Annotated in this window: 21 protein-coding genes; 13 read left to right on the plus strand and 8 right to left on the minus strand. The window is 71.2% G+C overall.

What is annotated here, in order from left to right; translation table 11 throughout:
• Positions 1-116: 116 nt before the first annotated feature.
• Together ABTW72_RS09520 and ABTW72_RS09525 are read left to right on the plus strand one after the other, a co-directional pair.
• Complete coding sequence (locus ABTW72_RS09520) at positions 117-701, plus strand: TetR/AcrR family transcriptional regulator (protein ID WP_350856433.1); 585 nt, start codon at positions 117-119, stop codon at positions 699-701.
• Positions 698-1,531, plus strand: a complete 834-nt coding sequence (locus ABTW72_RS09525) for an alpha/beta fold hydrolase (RefSeq protein WP_350856436.1) — start codon at positions 698-700, stop codon at positions 1,529-1,531. The genes ABTW72_RS09520 and ABTW72_RS09525 overlap by 4 nt, the downstream gene beginning before the upstream one ends.
• Before the next feature lie 256 nt (positions 1,532-1,787).
• On the opposite strand, the gene ABTW72_RS09530 is transcribed toward ABTW72_RS09525, so the two are convergent.
• Positions 1,788-2,504, minus strand: a complete 717-nt coding sequence (locus ABTW72_RS09530) for an SDR family NAD(P)-dependent oxidoreductase (RefSeq protein ID WP_350856439.1) — start codon at positions 2,502-2,504, stop codon at positions 1,788-1,790.
• Positions 2,505-2,572: 68 nt separating this feature from the next.
• On the opposite strand from ABTW72_RS09530, the gene ABTW72_RS09535 reads away from it, so the two are divergent.
• The 3 genes from ABTW72_RS09535 (at position 2,573) to ABTW72_RS09545 (ending at position 6,447) form a co-directional block, all read left to right on the plus strand.
• On the plus strand, positions 2,573-3,193 hold the full coding sequence (locus ABTW72_RS09535; RefSeq protein WP_350856442.1) for a TetR family transcriptional regulator C-terminal domain-containing protein: 621 nt from the start codon (positions 2,573-2,575) through the stop codon (positions 3,191-3,193).
• A 112-nt stretch (positions 3,194-3,305) separates the two neighbouring features.
• Positions 3,306-4,991, plus strand: coding sequence for an ABC transporter ATP-binding protein/permease (locus tag ABTW72_RS09540; RefSeq protein WP_350856445.1), 1,686 nt, complete (start codon positions 3,306-3,308; stop codon positions 4,989-4,991).
• Positions 4,981-6,447 (plus strand): aminotransferase class V-fold PLP-dependent enzyme, encoded by a 1,467-nt coding sequence (locus ABTW72_RS09545; RefSeq protein ID WP_350856448.1) that lies wholly within the window; start codon positions 4,981-4,983, stop codon positions 6,445-6,447. Before ABTW72_RS09540 ends, ABTW72_RS09545 begins: the two co-directional genes overlap by 11 nt.
• Positions 6,448-6,465: 18 nt before the next feature.
• Here ABTW72_RS09545 and ABTW72_RS09550 read toward each other — a convergent pair whose 3' ends face one another.
• Complete coding sequence (locus ABTW72_RS09550) at positions 6,466-6,864, minus strand: hypothetical protein (RefSeq protein WP_112585399.1); 399 nt, start codon at positions 6,862-6,864, stop codon at positions 6,466-6,468.
• Between the two features lie 378 nt (positions 6,865-7,242).
• Between ABTW72_RS09550 and ABTW72_RS09555 the strand changes: the two genes are divergently transcribed.
• The 4 genes from ABTW72_RS09555 to ABTW72_RS09570 all read left to right on the plus strand — a co-directional run bounded on the left by ABTW72_RS09555 (position 7,243) and on the right by ABTW72_RS09570 (position 11,438).
• Positions 7,243-8,502 carry a family 16 glycosylhydrolase gene (locus tag ABTW72_RS09555; RefSeq protein WP_350856451.1) on the plus strand — a complete coding sequence of 420 codons (1,260 nt, stop codon included), beginning with the start codon at positions 7,243-7,245 and terminating at the stop codon, positions 8,500-8,502.
• A 164-nt stretch (positions 8,503-8,666) separates the two neighbouring features.
• Positions 8,667-9,689 (plus strand): DUF4331 family protein, encoded by a 1,023-nt coding sequence (locus ABTW72_RS09560; RefSeq protein WP_350856454.1) that lies wholly within the window; start codon positions 8,667-8,669, stop codon positions 9,687-9,689.
• A gap of 203 nt (positions 9,690-9,892) precedes the next feature.
• Positions 9,893-10,438 carry a hypothetical protein gene (locus tag ABTW72_RS09565; RefSeq protein WP_350856457.1) on the plus strand — a complete coding sequence of 182 codons (546 nt, stop codon included), beginning with the start codon at positions 9,893-9,895 and terminating at the stop codon, positions 10,436-10,438.
• A gap of 16 nt (positions 10,439-10,454) precedes the next feature.
• On the plus strand, positions 10,455-11,438 hold the full coding sequence (locus ABTW72_RS09570) for a COG1361 family protein (RefSeq protein ID WP_350856460.1): 984 nt from the start codon (positions 10,455-10,457) through the stop codon (positions 11,436-11,438).
• Between the two features lie 91 nt (positions 11,439-11,529).
• Here ABTW72_RS09570 and ABTW72_RS09575 read toward each other — a convergent pair whose 3' ends face one another.
• The 3 genes from ABTW72_RS09575 to ABTW72_RS09585 form a co-directional block, all read right to left on the minus strand.
• Complete coding sequence (locus ABTW72_RS09575) at positions 11,530-14,538, minus strand: fibronectin type III domain-containing protein (protein WP_350856463.1); 3,009 nt, start codon at positions 14,536-14,538, stop codon at positions 11,530-11,532.
• Positions 14,539-14,698: 160 nt separating this feature from the next.
• A complete protein-coding gene (locus ABTW72_RS09580; RefSeq protein WP_088947139.1) occupies positions 14,699-14,929 on the minus strand; it encodes a DUF2188 domain-containing protein in 231 nt (76 codons plus the stop codon).
• A gap of 73 nt (positions 14,930-15,002) precedes the next feature.
• Positions 15,003-15,662 carry a M23 family metallopeptidase gene (locus tag ABTW72_RS09585; protein ID WP_350856466.1) on the minus strand — a complete coding sequence of 220 codons (660 nt, stop codon included), beginning with the start codon at positions 15,660-15,662 and terminating at the stop codon, positions 15,003-15,005.
• A 122-nt stretch (positions 15,663-15,784) separates the two neighbouring features.
• Between ABTW72_RS09585 and ABTW72_RS09590 the strand changes: the two genes are divergently transcribed.
• From ABTW72_RS09590 to ABTW72_RS09600, 3 genes are read left to right on the plus strand one after another with little or no spacing between them, the layout of a single operon-like run.
• A complete protein-coding gene (locus tag ABTW72_RS09590; protein ID WP_350856468.1) occupies positions 15,785-18,229 on the plus strand; it encodes a PEP/pyruvate-binding domain-containing protein in 2,445 nt (814 codons plus the stop codon).
• On the plus strand, positions 18,226-18,891 hold the full coding sequence (locus tag ABTW72_RS09595; protein ID WP_350856470.1) for a hypothetical protein: 666 nt from the start codon (positions 18,226-18,228) through the stop codon (positions 18,889-18,891). The genes ABTW72_RS09590 and ABTW72_RS09595 overlap by 4 nt, the downstream gene beginning before the upstream one ends.
• Positions 18,892-18,942: 51 nt before the next feature.
• On the plus strand, positions 18,943-19,524 hold the full coding sequence (locus ABTW72_RS09600) for a TetR/AcrR family transcriptional regulator (RefSeq protein ID WP_350856473.1): 582 nt from the start codon (positions 18,943-18,945) through the stop codon (positions 19,522-19,524).
• A 23-nt stretch (positions 19,525-19,547) separates the two neighbouring features.
• Here the strand turns inward: ABTW72_RS09600 and ABTW72_RS09605 are convergent, their stop codons facing one another.
• Together ABTW72_RS09605 and ABTW72_RS09610 are read right to left on the minus strand one after the other, a co-directional pair.
• Entirely contained in the window at positions 19,548-20,921 is a 1,374-nt protein-coding gene (locus ABTW72_RS09605) for an N-acetylmuramoyl-L-alanine amidase (protein ID WP_350856476.1), read from the minus strand.
• Positions 20,922-20,987: 66 nt separating this feature from the next.
• Positions 20,988-22,154: a peptidoglycan DD-metalloendopeptidase family protein gene (locus tag ABTW72_RS09610; RefSeq protein ID WP_350856479.1), complete on the minus strand. Its 1,167-nt coding sequence runs from the start codon at positions 22,152-22,154 to the stop codon at positions 20,988-20,990.
• A gap of 240 nt (positions 22,155-22,394) precedes the next feature.
• Here ABTW72_RS09610 and ABTW72_RS09615 point away from each other — a divergent pair, with 240 nt between their 5' ends.
• Positions 22,395-23,579, plus strand: a complete 1,185-nt coding sequence (locus ABTW72_RS09615) for a low temperature requirement protein A (RefSeq protein WP_350856481.1) — start codon at positions 22,395-22,397, stop codon at positions 23,577-23,579.
• 44 nt (positions 23,580-23,623) lie between these two features.
• Here the strand turns inward: ABTW72_RS09615 and ABTW72_RS09620 are convergent, their stop codons facing one another.
• Positions 23,624-24,937: a hypothetical protein gene (locus ABTW72_RS09620; protein ID WP_350856484.1), complete on the minus strand. Its 1,314-nt coding sequence runs from the start codon at positions 24,935-24,937 to the stop codon at positions 23,624-23,626.
• Positions 24,938-24,950 lie beyond the last annotated feature (13 nt).

The following is a 24,950-nucleotide window of genomic DNA, read 5'->3' on the forward strand; positions in this document are numbered from 1 at the left end:
TTCGGCGGTGGAACGGCCGGTCTTCCCCCGACTGGGCAGTTCATGCCTGCCCGACCCGGCAGGCTGGTGCTATCTTAGGGCCCCTAAGTTATTTCCTAGCGAAGCAAAGGTTCGGTATGCCACGGCAGGGTCTGACCAACGCGCGCGTCTCGGCCGCCGCGGCCGAACTGGCGGATTCGGTCGGCCTGTCCCGGTTGACCGTCGCGGCCGTCGCCCGACACTTCGGGGTCTCGGACGCGGCCCTGTACGTGCACGTCCGCAGCCGGGACGCGTTGATCGAGCACGTCGCGGTCCGGGCGGCGGCCACGTTCGCCGACGCGCTGGCGATCGCGGTGGCGGGGCGGGCCGGCCGCCAGGCCCTGGTCGGGTTCGCCGACGCCTGGCGCGCGTTCGCCGTCACCCATCCGGGGCAGTACGCGGCGACCCAGCTTCAACTGCCGCCCGAGGTCGGCACCCGGTCAGCCGGGCACCTCCGCATGATCGAGCTGAGCTACGCGATGCTGCGCGGGTACGGGCTCGACGAGCCGGCCCTGACCGACGCCATCCGATTCGTCCGGAGCACCTTCCACGGCTTCGTGAGCCTCGAAACGGTCGACGGTTTCGGGCACCCCCGCGCTGTCGACGCGTCGTGGCAGTCGATCCTCGACGCGCTGCACACCACGTTGAGCAACTGGCCCACCCAGAAACAGGAGCAGCAGTGAGCAGCCACGATCAGTCGGTCGAGTCGGCCGACGGGACCCACCTGGTGGTACGACGACTGGGCGTCGGAGACCCCGCCGTCCTGGTGCACGGCTCGGGTGGCGGGCTGCACTCCTGGGCCACCGTGGCGGAGCACCTGGCCCAGGACCACGAGGTGTGGATGCCGGCCCGGCGCGGCTACGGTCCCAGCGACGTCCCGGCCGGCACCAAGTCCTTCCGGAGCGAGACCGCCGACCTGCTCGCCGTCATCGAGGCCGCCCGGCGATCCTCGGGCCGGCCCGTCCATCTCGTCGGCGCGTCCTACGGAGCGACACTGGCGTTGCACACCACCTTGGCCGAGCCGCGCGCCGTACGCTCCCTGGCGATCTTCGAGCCGCCGCTCTTCGCGGCCGGGCCGCAGGTCGCGCCGCTGCTCGACCGGTACCGCGCCGCCTTCGAGCGCGACGACGCCGCCGCGATGGCAGCGGCCCTGAACGACGTGACGCGGGTTCCGGCCGAGATCGTCGCCGCGATGGCCGCCGGAGCGGGCGACCGGGTGCCCGACCCGGTCGAGGCGCGCCGCTCGGCGGTCGGCTGGCTGCACGATCTGGAGGCGCTCGCACAGGACAGCACCGACATCACCCGGTGGTCCTCGATCACCGTGCCTACTCTCCTGCTGGCCGGCGCGGACACCTGGGAGCCGATGCCCACCACGATGAACGCCCTCGCGAGGGCGATTCCGGCGGCCCGCTACGTCGTCTGGCCGGGTCAGTCGCACTTCGTGACCATGACGGCACCCACCCTCGTCGCCGACGCGTTGTGGCAGTTCTTCGCCGCACAACCGGCGGCCTAGCCGAGCCGGCCGAGGCATCGCCGGCCCAGCCGAGCCGGCCGAGGCATCGCCGGCCCAGCCGACACACGTGACCGGCGTCAGCCGATCGAACGCACCCGGGTCGGGCCCGATGGCGGCGACCGGTGATCCACCGGCGCACGAGGCGTACCCCCGCGCGGGGTGTCTCTCCGGTCGCCGTCGGGCAGGATCCGCACCGGCGGCGCGGATCCTGCCTCCACATCGATGGGATGTCGGCGGCCCGCTCGGTGTGGCGGGGTCAGTGGCCGGCGTTCTGGCCGCCGTCGACGTGCAGGATCTCGCCGGTGACGAACGGGGCGGACTCGAGGTAGAGGACGGCGTCGACGACGTCGCTGGTCTCACCCATCCGGCCGACCGGGTGCAGGCCCGCGAGCGTCTGGTGCGTTTCGACAGGGTGCATCGGGGTCTTGATGATGCCGGGCGCGACGGCGTTGACCCGTACGCCCCGGGCCGCGTACTCGATGGCCAGGGACTTGGTGGCGGAGCTGAGGCCGCCCTTGGTCAACGACGCGAGCGCCGACGGAACGTGCGAACTGGGCTGGTCGACGAAGCTGGTCGTGATGCTGACGATGTGCCCCGAGCCTCCGGCCAGCAGGTGCGGCAGGACCCGTCGGGTGAGGTGGAAGAACCCGGCGAGGTTGACCCCGGTGACCAGGTCGAACTCCTCGTCGGTGTAGTCGGTGAACGGCTTGGCGACGAAGACCCCGGCGTTGTTCACCACTGTGTCGATCCGCCCGAAGCGGTCGAGTGCGGCGCGCACCACCCGCTCGGCGGTGTCGGCCTCGGCGATGTCGCCCTGAACCGTGACGATCTCCGGGTCGTCGGACGCGCCGATCGAGCGGGAGGTCGCCACGACGCCGTACCCGAGCTTGCGGTAGGCGGCCACGAGGTCGGCGCCGATGCCCTGGGAGGCCCCGGTGATCACAACGACCTTCTGGCTCTGACTGCTGTTCATGAGGGAACCACCTTCACTAGACGACTGGTCTACTAAAAGCTAGCCGACCGGTCGTGTATCGTCGAGGCATGGGTCGGACCAGTGACGCGAAGAACAAGATCCTCGACGCGGCCGCCACGCTGATCGAGCAGCGCGGCTACACGGCGCTCGGCGTGGCCGAGATCTGCGCGGCGGCGGGCGTGCCGAAGGGCAGCTTCTACTACTTCTTCGAGTCCAAGCAGGCGCTCGCCCGCACCGTCATCGACGAGCACTGGGTCACCCAGCGCCGCCAGTGGGAGCAGCTGCTCGGCAGCGAGCGCGACCCGCTACAGCGGCTCCGGGACCTGTTCGAGGCCACCGAGGAGGTCCAGCGCGTCGGCCAGCAGAAGGCCGGCGTGGTCGCGGGCTGCCTGTTCGGCAACCTCGCCCTCGAACTCAGCAACCAGGCCGAGGAGATCCGCGGTCGGCTCCAGGAGATCTTCGAGGAGCAGATCAGCCTCATCGAGCAGGTCGTCGTCCAGGCGAAGGAGCGCGGCCTGGCGGGCCCCGCGGTCGACAGCCGCGAGGCCGCCCGATCGATCGTCGCCCAGATCGAGGGGCGGGTCCTGCTCGCGAAGTTGCTCAACGACCCGACCCAGCTGGAGACGCTGTGGCGCAACTGCCTTGATCTCCTCCAGGTGCCGGCGCAGGCCCGGACCACCACCGGCTGAACGGACGACGGTCGCTGACCGTCCACTCTGGGCGCACTGCTCGGCCGCTCAGTAGCATCGGCGAGGCACGATATTCAGGCGGACCACTCCCCGACCGGATCGAGCAGCCGACATGACGACCGAGCAGACCACGTCGCCCCCGCGTGCCGGTGTCGGCATCGCCGCTCAGGGGCTGGGCCAGAGCGTCCGGAGCGGTCGCCAGATCCTGACCGACATCTCAGTGAGCATCGCGCCGGGCGAGCTGGTCGCGATCATCGGCGCCAGCGGCGCCGGTAAGACCACCCTGCTGGAGATCCTCGCCGGGGTACAGCGACCGGCGGCGGGCACCGTGACGTACGACCGCACCGCCGCGGCCGGCACCATCGGTGTCGTTCCGCAGGACGACATCATCCACCGCGAGCTGCCCCTGGCCCGCACCCTGCGGTACGCCGCCCGACTACGCCTGCCCCCCACCACCAGGCCGGCCGAGATCAGTGACCGGGTCGCGGAGGTGCTCGCCGAGCTGCGACTCACCGACCGGGCCGCCACGCCGGTCGGCCTGCTCAGCGGCGGAGAGCGCAAGCGCGCCAGCATCGCCGTCGAGCTGCTCACCCGACCCGGCGTGTTCTTCCTGGACGAGCCCACCTCCGGGTTGGACCCGGCGATCGCCGTGGAGCTGCTCCGGGTGCTCCGCGCGCTCGCCGACACAGGTGCCACCGTCGTGCTGACCACTCACCAGATCACCGACGTGGACCATTGCGACCGGGTCGTCGTGCTGACCCGTCAGGGCCGGCTGGCGTTCACCGGCACCCCGGCCGCCGCCCGGGAGTTCTTCGGCCTGCGGTCCCTGGTCGAGGTCCACCTCCGGCTCGACGAAGCGACGCACCCCGCCGAGTGGCCCGATCGCTTCGCCGAGCAGCGCACGGCCGAACAGCCGCCCCGTACCACCGACGACGCTGACGTCGCCGCGACGCCGCCCCGGCGCGTCGGCCGGCTGCGCCAGTGGGCGGTCCTCACCGCGCGCAACACGGAGATCGTCGCCCGTAACCGGCTGACCCTGGCGATCCTGCTCGGCTCGCCGCTGATGGTGCTCGGCATGTTCGCGCTGCTGTTCCGCCCGGGGGCCTTCGAGCCGGCCAGACCCAGCCCGACGGTGACCGTGATGATCCTGTTCTGGATCGCGTTCGGCGGCTTCTTCTTCGGGCTGACCTACGGGCTCCTCCAGATCTGCACCGAGCTGCCGATCCTGCGCCGGGAGCGGCTCGCCGGTGTCCGGCTGGTCCCGTACCTGTTGGCGAAGGTCGCGGTGCTGCTGCCGCTGCTGGCCCTGGTGGACCTGGCCCTGCTCGGGGTGCTGCGCGGCATGGACCGGCTGCCGCCGGTCGGCGGCGCCGACTTCGCCGCCCTGTACGCGACCCTGCTGCTCTCGTCGGCGGCGGCGCTCGCCCTCGGTCTGCTCTGCTCGGCGGCCGTGTCCGACGCGGCCCAGGCGACGCTCATGCTGCCGATGCTCTGCTTCCCGCAGGTGCTGTTCGTCGGCGCGATCCTGCCGGTGCCGGCCATGGCGGTCGGCGGTCAGTGGCTCAGCTACGCGATGTCGAACCGGTGGGCGTTCGAGGGCCTGGGGCACACCGCCGGGGTGGAGCGGCTCTGGCGCGACGGCGGCTCCCCGCTCGGCCCGCCGCTGCTGGCCACGTACGAAGACAGCTTCTCGCGGCCGGTGTGGGTCGACTGGCTGGTGCTCGGCGGTTTCGTGCTGCTTTTCCTGGGCGCGGCCTGGGCGGTCCTGCTCCGACGGGATCCCCGTCGTGCGTCCTGACCCGGCGCCGCCCGCCTCCCCCACGACGCTGCCGGGATACGACGCCACCGGCCGGATCGACGAGCTTCGCGCCACCGAGTACCGACACCTGGACACCGACGGGCAGGTGTACCTCGACTACGCCGGAGCTGGGGTGGCCGCCCAGGCGCAGGTTCGCGCCCACCACGACCGGTTGCTCGCCGGCCTGTACAGCAACCCCCACTCGGAGAACCCCACGAGCGTGGCGGCGGGCTCGCTGGTGGAGTCGGCGCGACGCGCGGTGCTCGACTTCTTCCGCGCCGACCCGGACGAGTACGCGGTCATCTTCACCCCGAACGCCAGCGGCGCCTGCCGGCTGGTCGGCGAGGCGTACGACTTCGGCCGGTCCGCGCCGCTGGTGCTCACCTGGGACAACCACAACTCGGTCAACGGCATCCGCGAGTACGCCCGGTCGGCTCGCGCGTCCGTACGCTACCTGCCACTGAACGGGCCGGAGCTGCGGGTCGCCGAGTCGGACCTGGTCACGGCGCTGGACGCCGGCCGAGGCCGCCTGGCTCGTCGGTGGGGCCGGCCCGGTCGGCGCGGGCTGTTCGCCTACCCGGCGCAGAGCAACTTCTCCGGGGTGCAGCACCCGCTGGGCTGGGTGGAGCTGGCCCACCAGCGCGGCTACGACGTGCTGCTCGACGCGGCCGCCTTCGCGCCGACGAACCGGCTGGACCTCAGCGTCGTCCGGCCGGATTTCGTCTGCCTGAGCTGGTACAAGCTCTTCGGCTATCCCACCGGGGTCGGCGCGCTGCTGGCTCGCCGTTCGGCGCTGGCCCGGTTGCGTCGGCCGTGGTTCGCCGGCGGCACGATCCGCGCGGTGAGCGTGCAGGGCGACTGGCACCGGCCGATGGACGACGAGTCGGCGTTCGAGGACGGCACGCTCAACTTCCTGAGCATCCCGGACGTGGAGTTCGGGTTGCGCTGGCTCGACTCGATCGGCGTGGACCTCGTCCACGCCCGGGTCGGCCTGCTCACCGAGTGGCTGCTGGGGCGGCTGGCCACCCTGCGGCACGACACCGGCGGGCCGCTGGTCCAGCTGTACGGGCCGACGACGGGTGCGGGGCGCGGTGGCACGGTGACCTTCAACCTCCGCCACCCCGACGGCACGCTGGTCGACGAACGGCTCGTGGCGCGGGAGGCGGCAACGGCCGGGCTCTCCCTGCGTACCGGCTGTTTCTGCAACCCGGGCGCTGCCGAGGGCGCGTTCGGGATGAGCCGGACGTCGATGCGGCAGCGGCTGTTGGCGGGGGTCGACACGATCGACCAGTACCTCGCCGCGCTGGGGCTACCGACGGGCGGCGCGGTCCGCGTCTCATTCGGACTGGCCTCGATTGCGACCGACGCGGAGCGCCTCGTCGACTTCGTCCAGTCGACCTACCTCAACCGGAGTGCCGGTGCGAAGTCACCTCTGCCACCTCGGCTGCGCTGCTGACCTGCCCGACCCCGCCGACTAGCTGACCTGGGCGACCGGCGCCGGACGGTGCTTGATCTCCTCCATGAACGGGAACCGGGCGGTCAGCTCGGCGAACGTCAGGCCGGCCCGCCAGGCCGCGGCCACCTGGGCGACCTGCACCAGGTCCATGACGTCACCGCGGGCGAGAACCTCTCCCGAGACGCGCAGGTCAATCATGAAGTACCGGGCCTGGGACCCCAGCCCCACGCAGACCACGCCCTCGTCGGAGTGCAGCTCGGCGCAGGTGAACCGGGCCCGCCCCTGCTCCGGCGCGGTCACCCGGCCGACGTCGAGCCCGTGGCGGGCAGCAGTTTCGATCAGCGCGGGGGCCAGGCCACCCCGCTCGACCAGATCCGGGTAGAGGCGCACACCCAGCGCCGTCGACGCCTCGCTCATGACTGACTCCCACTTCCTTGTGACAGAGACCAGCAGCGCGCAGGTTACGGGAACGTTTCCGGCACGCCTCGTCATCCTGTCCCGCGTGGACGCCCCACGGCAATAGGAAGGGTCGATTCGACCGCTATCGAGTAACCCTCGGCCACGCCGAACTCCTTCGATGCGACCGGTGTCGTCCATCTCGGAGGCACCGAGCAAGGCACCGGCGACGACCGGATCGGCGCTTCGCCGCTCACTGGTCAGCATCGGGCGGTAACGGACGGTCGTGATATTGGAAACACTCTTGACAGAAAGCCACGATATCGACATGCTTCGCTTTAGAGAGCGCTCTCTATCCTCGTAAACCGCCTCCACCACCCCCAAGCTGAGGAGCCTCCCGTGTTCACAGCCCGGCCCAGCCTCCGCTTCCGCCCCCTCGTACTCCTGGCTGCCGCCCTCGTCGCGACCGCGACGGCGCTCGTCGTCCCGGCGCACCCCGACCGGGCCGAGGCCGCCATCGGCCCCATCAGCTGGCAGGACGAGTTCAACTCCCCCGCCGGCACGCCCGTCGACCAGAACAAGTGGCGGTTCGACATCGGCGGCGGCGGCTGGGGCAACAACGAGCGGCAGTACTACACGAACAGCACCAGCAACGCCGTCCACGACGGCCAGGGCAACCTGGTCATCACCGCCCGCCGGGACAATCCCGCCAACTACCAGTGCCACTACGGGCGCTGCGAGTACACGTCGGCGCGGTTGTTGACGGCGGCCACCTTCACCCAGACCTACGGGCGGTTCGAGGCCCGGATCAAGATCCCGCGTGGTCAGGGCATCTGGCCGGCCTTCTGGATGCTCGGCACCGGCGGCGGGTGGCCCGACGCCGGCGAGATCGACGTCATGGAGAACATCGGCCGGGAGCCCAACACCGTCTACGGCACCGTGCACGGGCCCGGCTACTCCGGTGGCGGCGGCATCACGGGCAGTCGCACCCTCGGCGCGCCGCTCGCCGACACCTTCCACACCTACCGGGTGGACTGGGAGCCGAACGTCATCACCTGGTACGTCGACGGGGTGCAGTACCACCGGGTCGATCCCGCTCGGCTCGGCGGCAGCCGTTGGGTGTTCGACCACCCCTTCTTCATGATCCTCAACGTGGCGGTCGGTGGTAACTGGCCCGGCTACCCGGACGGCTCGACCCAGTTCCCGCAGCAGATGCTCGTCGACTACGTCCGGGTGTCCAGCTACACCTCGGGCGGCGGGGGCGACCCGACTCCCGGCACCAACCGGATCCGGGGCGCGCAGAGCGGTCGCTGCATCGACATCCCCGGTGCCAACCCCGTCGAAGGCGCCAAACTCCAGATCTGGGACTGCAACACCACGGCGGCCCAGAGCTGGACCTTCGCCTCCGACGGGACCATCCGCGCGATGGGCAAGTGCATGGACCCGGCCTGGGCCGGTACCGCCAACGGCACCGAGGTCAACCTGGTCAGTTGCAACGGGAACACCGCGCAACGCTTCACCCTCAACGCCGCCGGCGACCTGGTCAACCTCAACGCCAACAAGTGCGTGGACGTGCGGGAAGCCAACCCCAACAACGGCGGCAAGCTGCACCTGTGGGACTGCCTCGGCGCCGCCAACCAGAAGTGGTCTCGCATCTGATCACCCGAGCGAAGGCGTGGGCCGTCCGAGGAGAACTCGGGCGGCCCACCGCCGTTGGAGCCCTCGCCCACCTCGAACCGGATTAACTCGATGGGCGGGGAGGCCAGCCTCATGCCCACTATGTTCGGATTAGTCCAGAATCCGGCAGTTCCGGGAGTGAGCTCATGTCGCACCACCTCGATACGCCCCTGGCCGCCCAGGGCGGCCAGTTGTACATCGACGACCTTTACGTCTTCAACGGTGACCGCGCCACGGTGTTCGTCATGGACGTCAACAGCTCGGTGACCAAGGCCGACATCAAGCGCGGCTTCCACGCCGAGGCGCGTTACGAGATCAAGATTCACATCAACGGCGCCGAGGTGGAGGACCTGACCTACCGGTTTGCCTTCGGCGAGCCGGACGGCGACTCCCGGCAGGCCCTCCAGTTGTACGAACTCACCGGAGCGGACGCCCGCGACGACGCCGCGATGGGCACCCCCATCGCCGAGGGGCGAACCGGCGAGGTGACGACCGGCGGCAACGTCCGGATCTGGGCCGGCCGGATCACCGACCCCTTCTTCATCGACCTGGACGAACTCGCCACCATCAACGGCGCGGTCAAGAACGGTTTGCGGGTGGACCGCTCGGCGTGGCGGGCCGACCAGGCCAAGAACAGCTTCGCCGGCACGACCGTCGAGTCGATCGTCCTCGAGGTCTCCCACGACGAGCCACTCCTGCGCGACGGCACCGAGATCGGCGTGTGGTGTCGCACCATGCTGGCCACCGACGCCGGCGGATGGCGCCAGATCAACCGCGCCGGCCACCCCATGATGTGGCCGATCTTCTGGCCCCACGACACCGACTTCTCCGACCCCGCCAACTTCCGGCACCCCAGCAACGACCTCACCGAGGGCGGGGAGGAGATCGCGAACGCGGTCGCCGGGGTGGTCAAGGCGAACGGCACCGCACCGGACCCGCAGGCGTACGGCTGGAGTGTCGCCCGGCAGCTCTACCCCGACCTGCTGTCGTACAAGGTCGGCACGGCAGCGAACTTCGGCTTCGCGGTCCGCAACGGGCGCACCCTGGCCGACAACGCGCCCGAGGTGATGTTCTCCCTGATCCTCAACACCGGCACCACGGCCGGCCTCACCTCGGACGTCACCAAGGCCGCCCGTTCCGCCACGTTCCCGTACGTGGTCGCGGCCTGAATCCGCTCGCGGGGCTCGGCGGTCAAGACGGCGCCGAGCCCCTTTGCCGTGCGCCCTCCGCGACGCCACGAACGCTGGCCCGGACCACACGGAATCGCGCGCAACCACCGGGTGACCCTCGTACTATTCGCCCCCGTATGGGCGTTTTGAGTAGTTAATCTCTGAATCGCTTCCTATGGGTTGTTGAGGACAAAGGAGACTCGATGCGTAGAAAGATTCTCGCGGGCTTGGCCGGCGTAGCCGCCGTCGTCGCGCTGGCCGGCCCGGCCGCCGCGGACACGACGGGCGACACGATCGTGACGCTCACCGTCGACGCCGCCGGTGGCCTGTCGATCACGGTCCCGGCGACGGCGAACATCGGGAACGGCGTGGAGGGCACGACGGTCTCCGGTCAGCTCGGCCCGGTCACCGTGCTGGACCAGCGCGGGGCGCTCACCCCCAACTGGACCGCCAACGTCATCTCCACCGACTTCGTCACCGGCGGCGGCTCCTCCGGAGAGACGATCCCGAGCATCAACATCCTGTACTGGTCCGGCCCCGCGACGGCGACCGCCGGTGGCGGCACCTTCACGCCGGGGCAGCCGACCTCCGGCGACCAGGTGATCATCAATGTTCCCCGAACGGCGATGAGCCACACCGGCGGCACCGGCAACAACTTCGCCTCCTGGAACCCCACCCTGGTGGTGAACGTGCCCGTCGGCACCGTCCAGGGTGTCTACACGGGGACGGTGACACATTCGGTGTTCTGAGCCGTTCGGCCGGCTGGTGCTGCTGTCCGCGGTCGCCCTCGTGGCGCTCGGGGTGTCGGCGGCACCAGCCGTTGCCGTGCGGGAGCAGCGACAGGATCCGGCCGAGGAAGCCGCGATCAGCATCCGCGTGCTGGACATTCCGGCCAGTCGGGCGCAGGACCCCCGCGCCCAGGTCTACATCGTGGATCACCTGAAGCCCGGGGCGACGATCAGCCGCCGGGTCGAGGTGCAGAACACCTCCGCCGAGACGCAGAAGATCGAGTTCTATGCCGGCGCGGCGTCGGTCGAGAACAACGCCTTCACAGTGCCCGAGGGCCGTACGGGCAACGAACTGAGCGGGTGGATCCGGCTGAAGACCGCCACGATGGAACTGGACCCGGGCGAGCGACGACCGGTCGAGGTCGAGGTCGCCGTGCCGAGGAAGGCGTCGAAGGGCGAGCGATACGGCGCGGTCTGGGCGCAGGTCACCAGCGCGAAGGAGCGCGCCGGCAACGTCACCCAGATCCACCGGGTGGGCATCCGGGTCTACCTCGACATCGGCCCGGGCGGTGAGCCGCCCACGGACTTCCGGATCGAAGGGCTGGCCGCGGAGCCCGGCACCGGTGAGTTCCCCGTGGTCACCGCGAAGGTCACCAATACCGGCGAACGCGCGCTGGACATGACCGGCTCCCTGTCGCTGAGAAAGGCGGCGGTCCAGGCCGGCCCGTTCAAGGTGACCAACGGCGTGACGATCCTGCCCGGCCAGAGCGGTCAGGTTCGGATCGAGGTCAACCAGGCCCTGCCCGCCGGAACCTGGGACGTGCACGCGAAGCTCGCCAGCGGCACCGTGGAGCGCACCGCGACCGGGACGATCGTCCTGCCCGTCGCGGCGCCGATGACTGTCGCGACGTCCGGCGGGCCGAGGTGGCTGGTCTACACGGTGGGCAGCATCGCGCTGCTGGTGCTGGCCACCCTTGCTGGCTGGTATCTCGTCCGCCGACGCCGGACCCAGCTGGCCTGACGTTCCCGGACCAGAGACTGCCCGGCCGTTCCGTTCGGAACGGCCGGGCAGCGACGTCTGACGGAACGGGGCTGCGCAACAGCTGGCTGGGCTAGATGACGGAGTGCGTCACGACCGCCACGTAGTCGCCGACCACCACCGAGGACGGGAGGGCCACCAACAGGGTGGGGTTCCAGGTGGCGGAGTTCGGGCCTCCGGTCTGTCCGGACCACCCGGCGGCCGTCCGCGGGGTGTTCAGCACCGCTCCAGGCTGCGGGACGAAGGATCCGACCCCGGTGCTGCCCAGGGCGGGCCCGGAGGCGTACGTGATGTTGCTGTTGGGGATGGTCTCGCCACCCGAGCCGGAGCCGGTGGTGAAGTTGGTGCTGGTGACGACGCTGACCCAGTTACCGGAGAACGGCCCGCGGTCGTCGGTGACGGTCACCGGTCCGAGTTGGCCCGAGACGCCGGTCGTGCCCGAGGTGACGGTGCCGAGCGCCGAGATCGCCGGAACGCTGATGGAGAGCCCACCGAGCGGGGTGATGACCAGGTCGACCGGTCGGGTCGCGGACTGGTCGAACGAGTCGGTCACCCGGACGGTGAACGGGAACGTGCCGGACGCGGTGGGCGTGCCGGAGAGCAGGCCGGTGACCGGGTCGAGGGTCAGCCCGGCGGGCAGGCTCCCGGCGCTGACCGACCAGGCGAACGGGCCGGTGCCGCCGGTCACCGTGAGCTGGTACTCGTACGGGTCGTACGCCTTGCCGGGTGGAGGCGGTGGGAAGGTCAGTGTCGGTGGCGCGTTGACCGTCACCGACCCGGAGGGGGCCGACTGCGGGCCGGTCCCGCCGGCGTTCGCCGCGGCCACCCGGAAGGTGTACGTGGCACCGGCGGTCAGCCCGGTGACGATCTGGGTGGTGGCGGTTCCGCTGAAGACCCGGGGTGTCTGCGCCACTCCGCCGAGATACGGCGTCACGGTGTAGCCGGTGATCGGCGACCCGCCGTTGGCCGGGGCCGTCCAGCTCACCGTGGCGGCGTTGGTTCCGGCGGTGGCCGAGGTGTTCGTCGGCGTACCCGGCAGGGTGTACGGGACCACCGCCGCCGAGGGTGGGCTGGCCGCGCCGGTCCCGTACGCGTTCACCGCCGCCACCCGGAAGGCATACGACGATCCCGCTGTCAGCCCGGTCAGGGTGCGGCTGGTGGTGGAGGCGTCGAACGTGAGGATCGGCTGGGTGACGCCGTCCCGGATCGGGGTGATCAGGTAGCTGGTGATCGGGCTGCCGTTGCTCGCCGGCGCGGTCCAGCTCACGGTGGCGCTGGTGACACCCGCGACCCCGGTGGGCGTGGTCGGCGTGCCCGGCACGGACGCGTAGACGTAGGTCGCCGATCCGACGGAGCCCCGGGTGACGACGCTGACGGTGACCGTCGCCGGGCTGGACCGGGCGGGCATGGCGGAGATGCCGAGCGTGCCGTTCGGGTTGACGGTGAAGCAACCGGGGGCCGGGCCGGAGGTGCACGGCACCAGCACCACCGAGGTGCCGGCCTGCTGTTCGGCTGCCGTACCGACGGTGATCGCTGTCGCGCCGGTGAGATTGCTGCCGCCGACGGTGACCGCGATGCCCCCGGCGATGGAGCTCTGCGCCGGAGTGACGGTGACGCCGGTGGGCGCAGTGGCCGGCGCGACAGGTGTGGTCACGGTGGAGTAGCCGGGGTTCGCGTCGATCGACGACGAGGTCGCCACCGTCGCGGTCTGGATCTGCGTCGGCGTCACAGCGGTGCCGGTGACGGTCGCGGCGACGGTGATGGGTGGGAGGGAGGTGCCGCCGGCGAACGGACCGTTGCTGTTGGTGCAGGTGACGGCCTGTCCGGATGGTGCGGCGCAGACCCAACCGGAGCCGAACGCGCCACGCGGTACGACACCGGTGGGCACGGTCTGGGTGACCGAGATCGGCGACGTCTCGGCGGTCCCGGCATCGACCCCGGCGGTGATCGAGTAGGTGACCGGGTCACCGGGCTGCGGGGTGGCCCCGACTGCGCTGGTCTGGGACACGTTCAAATCCGGCACCGGGTTGAAGCTGACCGCCCGAACGTTGTCGATCTCGTGGAAGTCGGTGACCGAACCGGTGGAACCAACCCAGCCGAAGGCGAGCTGCCGGGGGTAGCCGCTGGCGTTCAGCCAGGTCGGCGACGGGTACAGACTCGGGGACACGACCGGAAGGGGTCCTTCCAGGATCCGTGCCGACCCGCCGACCGGAGTGAACCTGACCCGGTACTGGCCGCCGGGGGTGGTGATGCCGGTATCGGTGGTGAACGGGGACGAGGTGGTGTTGATGACGACCTCGACCGGCACCACGGACGCCGCCCGGGTGGCGGCCCGCAGCGGCAGGGCGGGGGTGGAGGTGCTTCCAGCGGTGCTGTTGATCGCGCAGTAGCCGACCGCGTTCCGGCCCGGCCCGCGAATCACCACCTGGCCGGGGACCCGCGTGTTGGTGGTCGAGATGTACGGCGGATTCGTGCAACCGGTGCCCTGGTAGAGGCTGTTGCTGAAGTTGCCGAAGACGTCCAGCCCGATGCCCAGGTAACCATTGGACAGACCCACCGAGCCGCCGTTGAACGCCGCCGAGTAGCCCAGCGATCCGCCCGACTGGCCGATGACCCCCGGGGACCGCGGGTTGGCGGGGTCGACGGCGGCCAGCGCGAACGCCAGCCCGTCCGCTCCGGGGCTGCTGCCGCCGTACTGGTAGGTGTTGAAGGTGACGTGCAATCCCTGGGAGGTGGGCACGCTCACCGCACCGAACACACCGCCCTGCCGGTTCGCGACGGCCGAGGTGAGGCGCAGCTTGCCCGAGCCTTGCGGATCGGTTGCCGTCGGGCAGCTCAGGAGCGGGCCGATGGTCGAGTTGCCGGCGGCGCTCAGGCAGGCGGCGTTGGTCGCGTTCGCGGCCGGCACGCCCGGCACCGCTACCGCGCCGACGCCGTCCGGGGTGTTGTTGTGGAACGGCTGGTCGAACAGCACGGACCCGGCCGCCCACGCGGGGAGCGGCGCGACCGCGAAAGCCCCGGCGATCACGGCCGCCACCAGCGCTGCGCTGCTGATCGGCCGAGGCCAGCCCCGAAACGACATGCCCACTCCCAGCCTTCACTCCAGTCCCGATACGGACTATATCCCCACAAAACGCCCAAACTTCTCGTACAGCGACAAAGCCGGTTCGTACCCGGCCACGCAAAAGCGGACCGACCCCTCGGTCACGCCGAGGAGGTCGGTCCGCTGAAACTGGAGGCTGTCAGCCCTCGATGTCCCGAGGGTCACGGCTGCGGGGGTAGGTGTTCTTCTCCCCGATCGTGCCGTCCTGCTTCTTGATCACGTGTTCGACGCCGCGGTCGGCGGCCATCTCACGGCCCTGGGCCTGCGCGTCGGCCTTCACGTCATGCGTGCTGCTGGCCCGCTCGTTGCCCTCCGGCTTGTTCTTCCACTGCCCGTCCTCTTGGTACGTGTCGACGTCACCCTTGGCCATGACCGGCTCCTCCCTGCGTCTGCGCTGTCCCTCAAGTCAGTGCCCCCGCGCCGTGCCGGGCAAACTGCGGTCCTCAGGAGACGGCCGGGCAGTTGTTGCTCACCCGCCGCAGGATCTGTTCGCGTTCGTCGGTGGTGATGCCCGACGGCGTGCCGTCGAAGTGGGTCTCGACCTTGTCCCAGCCGCGGCGCTGCTCGTAGTGCAGGTGCGGGGCTCCGGAGTTGCCGGTGCTGCCGAGCCGCCCGATCTGGTCACCCTGGGCCACCTTCTGACCGACCGTGACCAGCGGCGGTTCGAGCATGTGCAGGTACTGCGTCTCCCACTTGCCGCCGTGGTCGATCTTCACCCAGTAGCCGCCGCCGCGCCCCCGGGGGCCATCCGGGTTCTCCGGGGTCCGACCACCCAACGAGCCGTTGATGCCCGCCACGGTGACCGTTCCGGCGTACGAGGCGAGCACCGGCCGCCCCCACGTCTCACCCTCGGTCGGGAAGAAATCGACGTCGTAGTCGTCGTGCCCGGGGTAGGTGCTGAGCTGCCACGTCTCGCCGCAGGTCACCGGCATCTGGAACAGCGGGCGCGGCCCGGCCGGTCGCAGCATCGGCACCGCGACCACCGCGACGCCCAGGACGGCCGCCGCCGCGACGAGCGCGAGGAGGAGGCGGATGGCACGGCTTCGAGGGCGGCGGTGGGAACGGGCTCTGGTGGGGCGGCCGGTCGTCACCGGCCCGAGCATGGCAGATCCCGGCAACCCTCCGATCCCGAGGTGGCGCACCCACAGCCGTGACATTGCAGTCGCATCGCCAAGAGGGTACGGTCAGATGCAATGCAGTTGTATTGCAACGAGAGTGGGCTGCCATGCACGTGATCGCGTTGTCCGAGGTGACCGCCGAGATGACCGCCCTGGTGGGCGGTAAGGCGGCCGGGCTGGGCGAGCTGATCCGGCACGGTGAGCGGGTCCCCGACGGTTTCTGCGTCACCACCGAGGCACACCGGCTCGGCGTCGTCCCCACGGCCGAGGTCGTCGCCGCGTACCAGCGGCTCGGCGCGGGCCCGGTGGCGGTGCGCTCCAGTGCCACAGCCGAGGACCTGCCGGACGCGAGCTTCGCCGGGCAGCAGGACACCGTCCTCGACGTCACCGGCACCGCCGAGCTGATCGCCGCCATCGAGAAATGCTGGGCCTCACTGCACGGCGACCGCGCGACCGCCTACCGCGACGCCCGGGGCATCGATCACCAAACGGTGCGGATGGCCGTCGTCGTGCAACGCATGGTTGCACCCACGGTGGCCGGAGTGCTGTTCACCGCGAACCCGCTGACCGGCCGCCGCGACGAGATGGCCGTCGACGCGGCTCCCGGCCTCGGTACGACAGTGGTCGACGGCGCCGCCGCCGTCGACCACTACATCCTCGACGACGTCACACGCACCGAGGCCGGATGCCTGACGTCCACGCAACTGGCCCGTCTCCGCGCCACCGGCGAGCGGTTGCAGGCCCACTTCGGCTGCCCGCAGGATGTCGAGTGGGCCATCGACGCGGACGACGTGCTGTGGCTCCTCCAGTCCCGGCCGATCACCAGCCTGTTCCCCGCCCCACCGCTCAGCGAGAAGCCCCTCCCCCGCGTCTACCTGGAATTCGGGCACGTCCAGGGCATGCTGCAACCGGTCACCCCGATGGGCATGTCGACCCTGCGGACGCAGATCGCCGCGATGCTCGCCGCGCTCGGGGTGCGGGTCGAGATCGTCGACATCGGCGGCCGCCTCTACGGCGACCTGACCGACCTCGCGCGCGACAGGTCGTCCCGCAAGCGACTGGTGAAGCTCCTGGCGGTCGACTTCGGGCCACGCGCCCAGGCGGTGATGCAGCACGTGCTGGCCGATCCCCGGTTCGCCCCGAGCAGCGGCGGCTCCCGGCGCGGCGGGGCACCGGGGGCCGCGTCGCTGCGGACGGCCCGCCGCGCGGTGGTGGGGATCCTGCGGGCGCTGGCCCGTCCCGAGGCCGCGCGGACCCGGATGTTCGAGGCGATCGAGCAGCTGAGGGTAAGCGCCGCCGCCCCCGCCGACCTGCGTACCACCGCCGATCGGCTGCGCTTCGTGCAGGCGCAGGACGAGGCCGACGCCGACGACAGCGCCGACGCGATCATGTGGCCGATCGTCGCCGGGATGCTCGCCGCCGCCCTGCCGACCGCGCTGCTCAAGGGCGTCGCCGGCCCGGACGAGATCCACACCGTGCTCGGCGGCATGCCGCACAACGTCACCATCGAGATGGACCTGGCCCTCTGGCGGCTCGCCCAGGGCGTGGGCGAGCACCGCCAACTCCTCCTCGACACCCCGCCGGCCGAGTTGGCCGCACGCCACCTGCGTGGGACGCTGCCCGACATCGGCATGGCGGCCTTCCTGGACGTCTACGGGCACCGGGGCGTCGCCGAAGTCGACCTCGGGGTGCCGCGCTGGGCGGAGGACCCCACGCCGGTCTTCGCCGCGATCTCCAACTACCTGCGGGTCACCGATCCGCAGCAGGGCCCCGACCAGCGCTTCCGGCGGGCCGCCTCGGCGGCCGAGACAGCACTGGAGGAACTGGTCACCCGGGCTCGCCGTCGACGGCCGGTGCGCGGCACGATCGCCGGTTTCCTGTTGCGCCGGGCGCGGTCGTTGGCCGGCCTGCGCGAGGCCGGCAAGTTCGCCGGGCTGTACCCGTTGCGCGAGACCCGTCGCCAACTGCTGCTCATCGGCGCCGACCTGCACGCCCGCGGGTTGCTGGGCCAGCCCGACGACATCATGTTCCTGACCCTCGACGAGGTGCACACCGTCGTACACCAGGGTGCTGATCTGCGCGGCACCGTCACCGCCCGACGGGCGGTGCACCGCCGGGAGCTACGGCGTCGGACGGTGCCGGTGGCACTGCTCTCCGACGGTACGGATGTGGAGGCCGTCCTGCCGGCGGCATCGACCGGCGACGGGACGCTCGCCGGAGTGGGTGCGTCGGCGGGCCGGGTGACCGGCCCCGCCCGGGTCGTGCACGACCCGGGCACCGCCCACGTCGAGCCCGGCGAAGTCCTGGTGGCCGCGACCACGGACCCCGGCTGGACCCCGCTGTTCCTCACCGCCGCGGCGCTGGTCACCGAGACCGGCGCGATCATGGCGCACGGCCCGACGGTGGCCCGTGAGTACGGCATTCCCGCCGTCATCTGCGTGCCGGACGCCACCCGGACCATCACCACCGGACAGCTCGTCACCGTGGACGGCGGCGCCGGAACGGTCACGCCGCACGGACCGTCGGCCCCCGAGCAGGAAGGACGACCATGACCGACACGAAGACACCGACCAGGGCGCGGGTGGGCCCGCTGCTGCGTCGGGCGGCCGAAGCCGAGGCCGCGACGTGGCGCAGTCTGTACGTGTGGGCGCGGCGCCGGCCACTGCCGCTGGGGCCCGGCGACGAGCCGTTCGGCTACCTCGGCGTGGTCAAGCCGATCCTGGGCATCTTCATCGGCCTGTCGGTCGTGGAGATCCCGATCTTCGACGTGGTGGTCACCCACGTGGTGCCGTGGCGGCCCGCACGCTGGATCGTGCTGGGCCTCGGAATCTGGGGTCTGCTCTGGATGATCGGCCTGTTCGCCAGCATGACGATCCACCCGCACGTCGTGGGCGACCGGGGCCTGCGGGTGCGGCTCAGCTGGGGCGTGGACATCTGGATCCCGTGGACGGACGTCGAGGCGCTGCGCAAGCGCTACCGATCGCTGCCGTCGAGCAGATCGGTGCAGGTCGAGCAGGAGGGCAACCGCCGGGTGGTGTCCATCTCGGTCGGCAGCCAGACCAGCATCGACGTCCTGCTGCGTCGGCCGCTGACCTTCGACCTGCCGAAGGCCGGGTCCACGCCGGTCAACGAGCTGCGACTGTACGCCGACGACCCGGACGGCCTGCTGCGCAGCGCGCGGGGCACTCCGGTGAGCCAGACCGTCAGCCGGTGACCGTCGCGCTGGCGGAGTCTCCGGGCCACCCACTGTGAAACGATCGAGGCCATGCCCAAGAAGGTCGATCACCAGGAGCGACGCACTCTCATCGCGGACGCGCTGATGCGGGTCGCCGCGGATCAGGGCTTGGAGGCCGTCAGCCTCCGGCACGTGGCTGCCGCGGCCGGCGTGTCCGCCGGGATGGTCCAGCACTACTTCCGGACCAAGGACGAGATGATGGCGTTCGCGTTGAGCGTGGTGCGGGAGCGCAGCCAACTCCGGGTCACCGAGGCGGTGGCACGGCTGGGCGAGACCCCGTCGCCCCGGCTGCTGCTGCGCACGATGCTCGCCGCGTTGTTGCCGCTCGACGAACGTACCCGCGACAACGGGCGGGTGGCGCTCGCGTTCCTCGCCTACACGGCGGTGCGACCGTCGGCCGCGCCCAGCCTGCACGAGGACACCGCGCAGTTCACCGGGTTCATCGCCAGTGTCCTGCCCGACCGCCACGGTGCCGCCGCCGCGGCCGGCCTGCTGGCGCTGATGGAGGGGCTCGGCGTCTATCTGCTGGGCGGGCAGTACACCGCCGAGCAGGCGCTGGGCGCGCTGGACGCCCAGCTGGACCTGCTCTTCGGCTCGTCGGCGGCCGCCTGAGCGGTAGTGGTCGTAGCGCGCCCTCAGCAGCGCGGCACGTTCGGGATGTACCCGTCGTAGCCGGTCAGCACGAAGGCGTCGGAGACGTAGCGGTTGGTGCCGATCCGGTTCCAGACGGCGGTCGTGCCGTACGGGCCGGTGACAGTGCTGCCGACGGCCTGGCAGTAGACGGCGACGGTGGCGCCGTCGGCGACGGAGCCGACGACCGGATAGCTGGCACCGGGGCCGGAGCGCACGTTGAGGCTGGACGCCTCGGTGGTCACCGTGCCGGAGCCGATGCCGGTGATTCCATTCACCAACTGCAGGTAGTAGGTCCAGTTCCAGTTCGGGCCCGGGTCGGTGTGGGTGGCACCGGGCACCTCACGGTGGGCGATGATGTGCGCCCGGTCCCTGGGTATGCCGTACTTCGCGGCGAGGCTGCGGGTGAGCGTGGCCGAGGCGCGGTACATCGCGTCGGTGAACCAGGCGGGGTTGTCGACGAACCCCTCGTGCTCGATGCCGATCGACTCGGTGTTGTAGGTCCAGTTGCCGGCGTGCCAGGCGATGTCCTTCTCCCGCACCGACTGGGTGACGGCCCCGTCGGAGGAGCGGAAGGTGTAGTGCGCGCTGGCCTGCGCGGCCGGGTTCTGGAACCAGCTGACAGCGCCGGCGTACGAGCCCTGCGTCAGGTGGATGACGATGCGGGTGACCGGGTGACTGCCCGGTCGACTGGCCACCGTGTAGTTGCTCGTGCTGGCCGGCGCCCACGCGGCCGGCCCGTAGTCGGTGCTCAGGGTGCCGATCCCGCCGAGCACGGCGGCCCGCTCCAGGCCACCCCGCCGGGGCGCGACCGGTCGCCCGGCCACCGTCTCGCCGCGCTCGGTGAACCCGGTCCGCAACAGGTCGTAGACGGTGTCGGCGTAGAGTCGCGCGACCGACGCCTCGCTGGCGCCGCCGTACCGGGCGACCGTTCCGTACCAACCGTTCACGTCGTCGCGCGTCGCGGCGGTGAGGCCGGCCTGATCGGCGTACGAGCGCAGCACGGCCGCCGCCCCGAGCACGTTCGCCGCAGGTTCGGTCCGCAGCGCGGCCGGACTGAGACGGGTGAGCGCGGCAGCTTCGTCCAGGGTGCGCACGCCGGGGGCGCTCGCCAGGTGCATCAGCCCGTGACCGCCCGCCGCGCTCGGCGTGCGGGCGTGCATGTCCAGCCGCGACTCGGCGTAGCCCAGCGCCACCAGCAGGTCGCGTGGCACGTCGTACCGCGCGGCGGCGGTGTCGAACGCGACGGCCAGCGGGGCGGCCGGCGCGGGCGTCCCACCGGGGTCGGCGACAGCCGGTGACGCGACCGCGACGACTCCGGTCAGGGCGGTGGTCAGGGCGAGCAGGAGCCGGCCTCGGTGGAAGGTGCGAACGGACATGAGCCCTCCTTGCGTTGACTGAGGGTTGGCGGCCGGTGGGCCGCCAACCCGCACTGATGAACCTCGTCAGCACCAGCCGTTGATCGGGCCGTTCACGCCGGTCGACAGGTAGGCGTCGGACACCCAACTGCCGTCGCTCAACCGGTTCCAGAGCGCCGTGGTGCCGTACCGGCCGGTGTGGGAGGTGCCGTTGGCGGAGCAGGAGATGGTGACCGTGGCGCCGTCGGCAACCGAGCCCAGCGAGCCGTAGCCGGTCCCCGGCCCGGCACGTCGGGTGAGCACCCCGCCGCCGTTCGCGTCGACCACCCCCTGGTTGAAGCCGAGCGCGCCGTAGTTGTACAGGCCGCCGCCGGCACCGGCCCAGGCCGACCCGTGCCGCGCCCCGCCCTGGTAGGCGGCGGCGCCGTTGGCCAGTACCCACTTGCCGATGTCGTGGCCGGCGATCGGCACGTACGCGCTGTTCTGCCGGAGCCCGAAGTGGACGTGCCGGCCGTAGGCGGCTCCACCGCAGGTGACATCGGTGCCGGTGTTGCCCAGGACGGCGCCCTGGCCGACGCTGGCGCCGTTGACGGAGATGCTGTTCCACAGGTGGTAGTAGTCGGTCGAGTAGCCCCGGTCGTGAATCACCCGGATCCACCCCTGACACATCGTGTACGCCGCTCCGGCGCGGGCGGCGCGGACCACCTGGTCACCACCGGCCAGGTCGACCGAGCTGTACGGCGACTCGGTTCCACCCCAGCCGTGCGGGCCGCTGGTGAGCGTCCACGTCTGGCCCACACCGAACGGCAGGGCCATTCCGGTCCGGTAGTCCCCGCCCGCGTACATCGGGGTGGGGGTGGTGGTGAGCACGCTCTTCTCCTGGCTTGTCACCAGGGGCGACTCGGCGGCCAGCGCACCGAAGGTGGCCTCGCCGTCGAAGGCGATGCGCCACCCGGCGGGCTCGGACCGGGCGATGAAGATCGACCCGGTCGGGTGGGCGTCCTCCTGTCGGGGCGCGAGCGCGACGGCGGTGCCGAACGCCCACCGGCCGCTGGTGCGGCTGACGGTGATTCGGGTCTCCGGTTGGGCACCGGCGGCGGACAGCTCGGCGGTGCCGAGCAGTTTGGCGGTCACCGCAGCGGTGAGCGTGGGGGTCACGGCCGCGGAGGCGGCGCTGGGGGCGGCCCCGATCAGGCTCGTGACCATCAACAGGGCCGCGGCGACGCCGCCGGCCAATCGTCGACCGTTTCTCATCGTGCCCTCGCTTTCGATGGGGTCCAGGCCGGAGCGATGGAGCACCCGCGGCCACTGAGGGTTGGGATACTGGCGGGGTTGACCAGGGGTTATCGCACGGCCACGGAGACGGGCATAAATATTGATGGTGATTGTTGTGTAGTAAAACGTCGAAGTCAACGCACCAATCGAAGGTTTTCTACATCGTCCGTTTCGCGCATCGACCACCGGGCAGGATGATGGACCGACGAGGATGAACTGATGAGCCGTGCCCTTCGATCCCGGCCGGTGCTGGTCGAGGAGGCACACCGGGCCACCACCTTCGAGATCTTCTTCGACCTGGTCCTGGTGTTCGCACTGACGCGGCTCATCGATTTCATGGCGGAGTCGCCGGAGCCGCTCACCCTCTACCAGGGGCTGCTGCTCCTGCTCTGGTTCTGGTACGCGTGGAGCTGCTACACCTGGCTGGCCAATCAGGTCCGCGCGGACAACGCCCCCGTGCTGGCCGGGATGCTCGCGGCGATGGCCGCCATCTTCGTGGGCGCGCTGGTGATCCCGGAGGCGTGGCAACGCCACGACGGCGCGTTGAGCCCGCCGCTCACCCTGGCCATCGCCTACATCGTGGTCCGTGGGCTGCACCTCGGCCTGATGACCTACGCCTCGTCCGGCAACCCGCAGTACCGCCGGCAGACCCTGCGCTTCGCCGTCTCCACCACGATCGCCTGGTTCCCGCTGCTGGTGGGAGCCGTCCTCGGCGGGACCGCGCAGACCGTGCTGTGGACCGTGGCGTTCCTCGTCGACTACGGCGGCGGCCGGATCGCCACCGCCGCCAGCTTCGGGGAGGTCCGCAGCGGGGCGCACTTCGCCGAACGCCACGGTTTGGTACTGATCATCGTGCTCGGTGAGTCCCTGCTGTCGGCCGGGGCCGGCGCGGGTCTGGCGGTGATCGCCTGGCCGGTGCTGCTGGCCGCGGTGTTCGGCTTCGTCGCGACCGTCTGCCTCTGGTGGCTCTACTTCGTGGGCGTCGCCCCGGCCGCCGCACAGGTGCTGACCTCAGCCTCGCCGCGCTCCCGGCGTCGCCAGCAGTTGGCGTCGGACGCCTACACGCTGGCGCACCTGCCGCTGGTCGCCGGGGTGGTCTACTTCGCCCTGGGCATCCACCTGATCCTCGCGAGCCTGGCCGACCAGCCGCGGCACCCCGCCGGGGAGCCGATGGGGTGGCCGGCCGTGGCCGTCCTCTACGGCGGTACCGCGCTCTACCTCGTCGGCCGTCTGCTGTTCCTCTGGCTGACCGTACGCGGCACGCCGGGTCAGCTCGTCGCGATCGGCGTCGTCCTCCTGTTGCTGCCGGTGGCCCGGATCCTGCCCGCGCTGGCCGCCCTCGGCCTGCTGACGGCCTTCCTCACCGCCCTGGTCCTGTACGAGCGGCTGCCCCGGGCCGACTGACCCCTCCTCGACAGGGAGATGTCAGACGACCCGGGGCGACCGGTTCAGCTCGCCCTGGCGCCCCGCGCCTTCAGTCGGCGCAGCTCGTCAGCGGACATCAGCCAGGTGGAGTTCGTCGTCCCCAGGCCGAGAAGCACCTGGTCGAAGGAGTTGCCGTCGTTGTCGTCGGTGTAGCAGACGCTCACCTCACCCCAGGGCGACGCGGCGACCGCGAAGTGCTCCTGGCGACCCGTCGTGGTCTGGCTCAGCGCCTGGGCCGCCAGCCGGCCGGTGGACGTGCCGTCCGGGTTGAGGCCGCGCGCCCAGACGTCCGGGTTGGTGCCGGACACCGTCCAGCCCACCACGACGTTGTCCTGGTCGTCGATGCCGACCCCGGGAGCGATGGCACCGCTGCCGGTGGAGACCGGGACCTCGTCGTGCCGGGCCGTACCCGCCGCGGTGAACGATCGAGCCCAGACACCCCGGGTACCGAGGTGGTCGGATTCCCACCCGACGGCGAAGTCACCGGCGAAGTTCGCCGCGACCGAGGCACGCTGCTGCTGCCCGCCGCTCTGGGCGTTGGCCGTACGCCGCGACAGCGTCACGGCGCCGTTGGACCGGGCCAGCCGGGTCAGCCCGATGTTGTACGAGCCGTTCGCGTCGGCGTCCTCGTCCCAGACCACCAGCGCCTCGCCGGAGGCGGACACCGCCACGTCGGGACGGTGGTGCGTGCCCGTCGTCTGTGAGGCCGTCACCTCGTACGCCTTGGTGGTGGCCGCGGTGAAGCCGGCGGCCCTGACGGTGGCGGGAGCGGATCCCTGCACGTCCTCCCAGACCACCGTGAAGCCGACGGCGGCGGCGTTGGTGGGTGCGCCGTCCGGGTCGACCGAGACCTTCGGCCAGATCTGCTGCCCGGCGTCGCTGGCGTTGGCCTGTCCCGAGCCGAGCACCGCGCCGACGGGTGACACCACCCGGTACTGGATGTTGTAGACGCCGTTGCCGTCGCCGTCCGCGGCCCAGACCACCACGGCGTTGCCCCGGTCGTCGAGCCCCACATCCGGGCTGAGGTGTCGCCAGGCGGCTCCGCTGGTCCCCCCGGTGGAAAGCTTCAGCTCGTACGCGGGAGTGCCGTCGCGGAACAGCCGCAGGTAGATCTCGCTGTGGGTGTCGTCCTCCGGGGCGGTGCCGTCCCGGTCGTCCTCCCAGACCACGGCGACGTGGCCGTTGCGGTTCATGGCGATGGACGGCAGGTCCTGGTCGCCGGTGGCGACGCTGTTCGCGGTGGTCCAGGTGACCGCCTCGGCGGTCATCGCGGTCGGGCCGGGAACCACGTTCGGGACCAGCAGGGATGCGGTGAGCAGTGCGGTGATCACGGTCATGGTGGCTCTCTCC

Source organism: Micromonospora sp. NPDC127501, from assembly GCF_040302185.1.
Taxonomy (GTDB): domain Bacteria; phylum Actinomycetota; class Actinomycetes; order Mycobacteriales; family Micromonosporaceae; genus Micromonospora.

What these genes read in the sequence shown, in the direction of transcription:
- ABTW72_RS09565 (WP_350856457.1), top strand. Translation starts at nt 9,893, where the DNA reads ATGCGTAGAAAGATTCTCGCGGGCTTGGCCGGCGTAGCCGCCGTCGTC.
- ABTW72_RS09540 (WP_350856445.1), top strand. Translation starts at nt 3,306, where the DNA reads ATGACGACCGAGCAGACCACGTCGCCCCCGCGTGCCGGTGTCGGCATC.
- ABTW72_RS09605 (WP_350856476.1), bottom strand. Translation starts at nt 20,921, where the DNA reads ATGTCCGTTCGCACCTTCCACCGAGGCCGGCTCCTGCTCGCCCTGACC.
- ABTW72_RS09615 (WP_350856481.1), top strand. Translation starts at nt 22,395, where the DNA reads ATGAGCCGTGCCCTTCGATCCCGGCCGGTGCTGGTCGAGGAGGCACAC.
- ABTW72_RS09580 (WP_088947139.1), bottom strand. Translation starts at nt 14,929, where the DNA reads ATGGCCAAGGGTGACGTCGACACGTACCAAGAGGACGGGCAGTGGAAG.
- ABTW72_RS09590 (WP_350856468.1), top strand. Translation starts at nt 15,785, where the DNA reads ATGCACGTGATCGCGTTGTCCGAGGTGACCGCCGAGATGACCGCCCTG.
- ABTW72_RS09620 (WP_350856484.1), bottom strand. Translation starts at nt 24,937, where the DNA reads ATGACCGTGATCACCGCACTGCTCACCGCATCCCTGCTGGTCCCGAAC.
- ABTW72_RS09550 (WP_112585399.1), bottom strand. Translation starts at nt 6,864, where the DNA reads ATGAGCGAGGCGTCGACGGCGCTGGGTGTGCGCCTCTACCCGGATCTG.
- ABTW72_RS09520 (WP_350856433.1), top strand. Translation starts at nt 117, where the DNA reads ATGCCACGGCAGGGTCTGACCAACGCGCGCGTCTCGGCCGCCGCGGCC.
- ABTW72_RS09595 (WP_350856470.1), top strand. Translation starts at nt 18,226, where the DNA reads ATGACCGACACGAAGACACCGACCAGGGCGCGGGTGGGCCCGCTGCTG.
- ABTW72_RS09560 (WP_350856454.1), top strand. Translation starts at nt 8,667, where the DNA reads ATGTCGCACCACCTCGATACGCCCCTGGCCGCCCAGGGCGGCCAGTTG.
- ABTW72_RS09610 (WP_350856479.1), bottom strand. Translation starts at nt 22,154, where the DNA reads ATGAGAAACGGTCGACGATTGGCCGGCGGCGTCGCCGCGGCCCTGTTG.
- ABTW72_RS09575 (WP_350856463.1), bottom strand. Translation starts at nt 14,538, where the DNA reads ATGTCGTTTCGGGGCTGGCCTCGGCCGATCAGCAGCGCAGCGCTGGTG.
- ABTW72_RS09530 (WP_350856439.1), bottom strand. Translation starts at nt 2,504, where the DNA reads ATGAACAGCAGTCAGAGCCAGAAGGTCGTTGTGATCACCGGGGCCTCC.
- ABTW72_RS09585 (WP_350856466.1), bottom strand. Translation starts at nt 15,662, where the DNA reads ATGCTCGGGCCGGTGACGACCGGCCGCCCCACCAGAGCCCGTTCCCAC.
- ABTW72_RS09535 (WP_350856442.1), top strand. Translation starts at nt 2,573, where the DNA reads ATGGGTCGGACCAGTGACGCGAAGAACAAGATCCTCGACGCGGCCGCC.
- ABTW72_RS09600 (WP_350856473.1), top strand. Translation starts at nt 18,943, where the DNA reads ATGCCCAAGAAGGTCGATCACCAGGAGCGACGCACTCTCATCGCGGAC.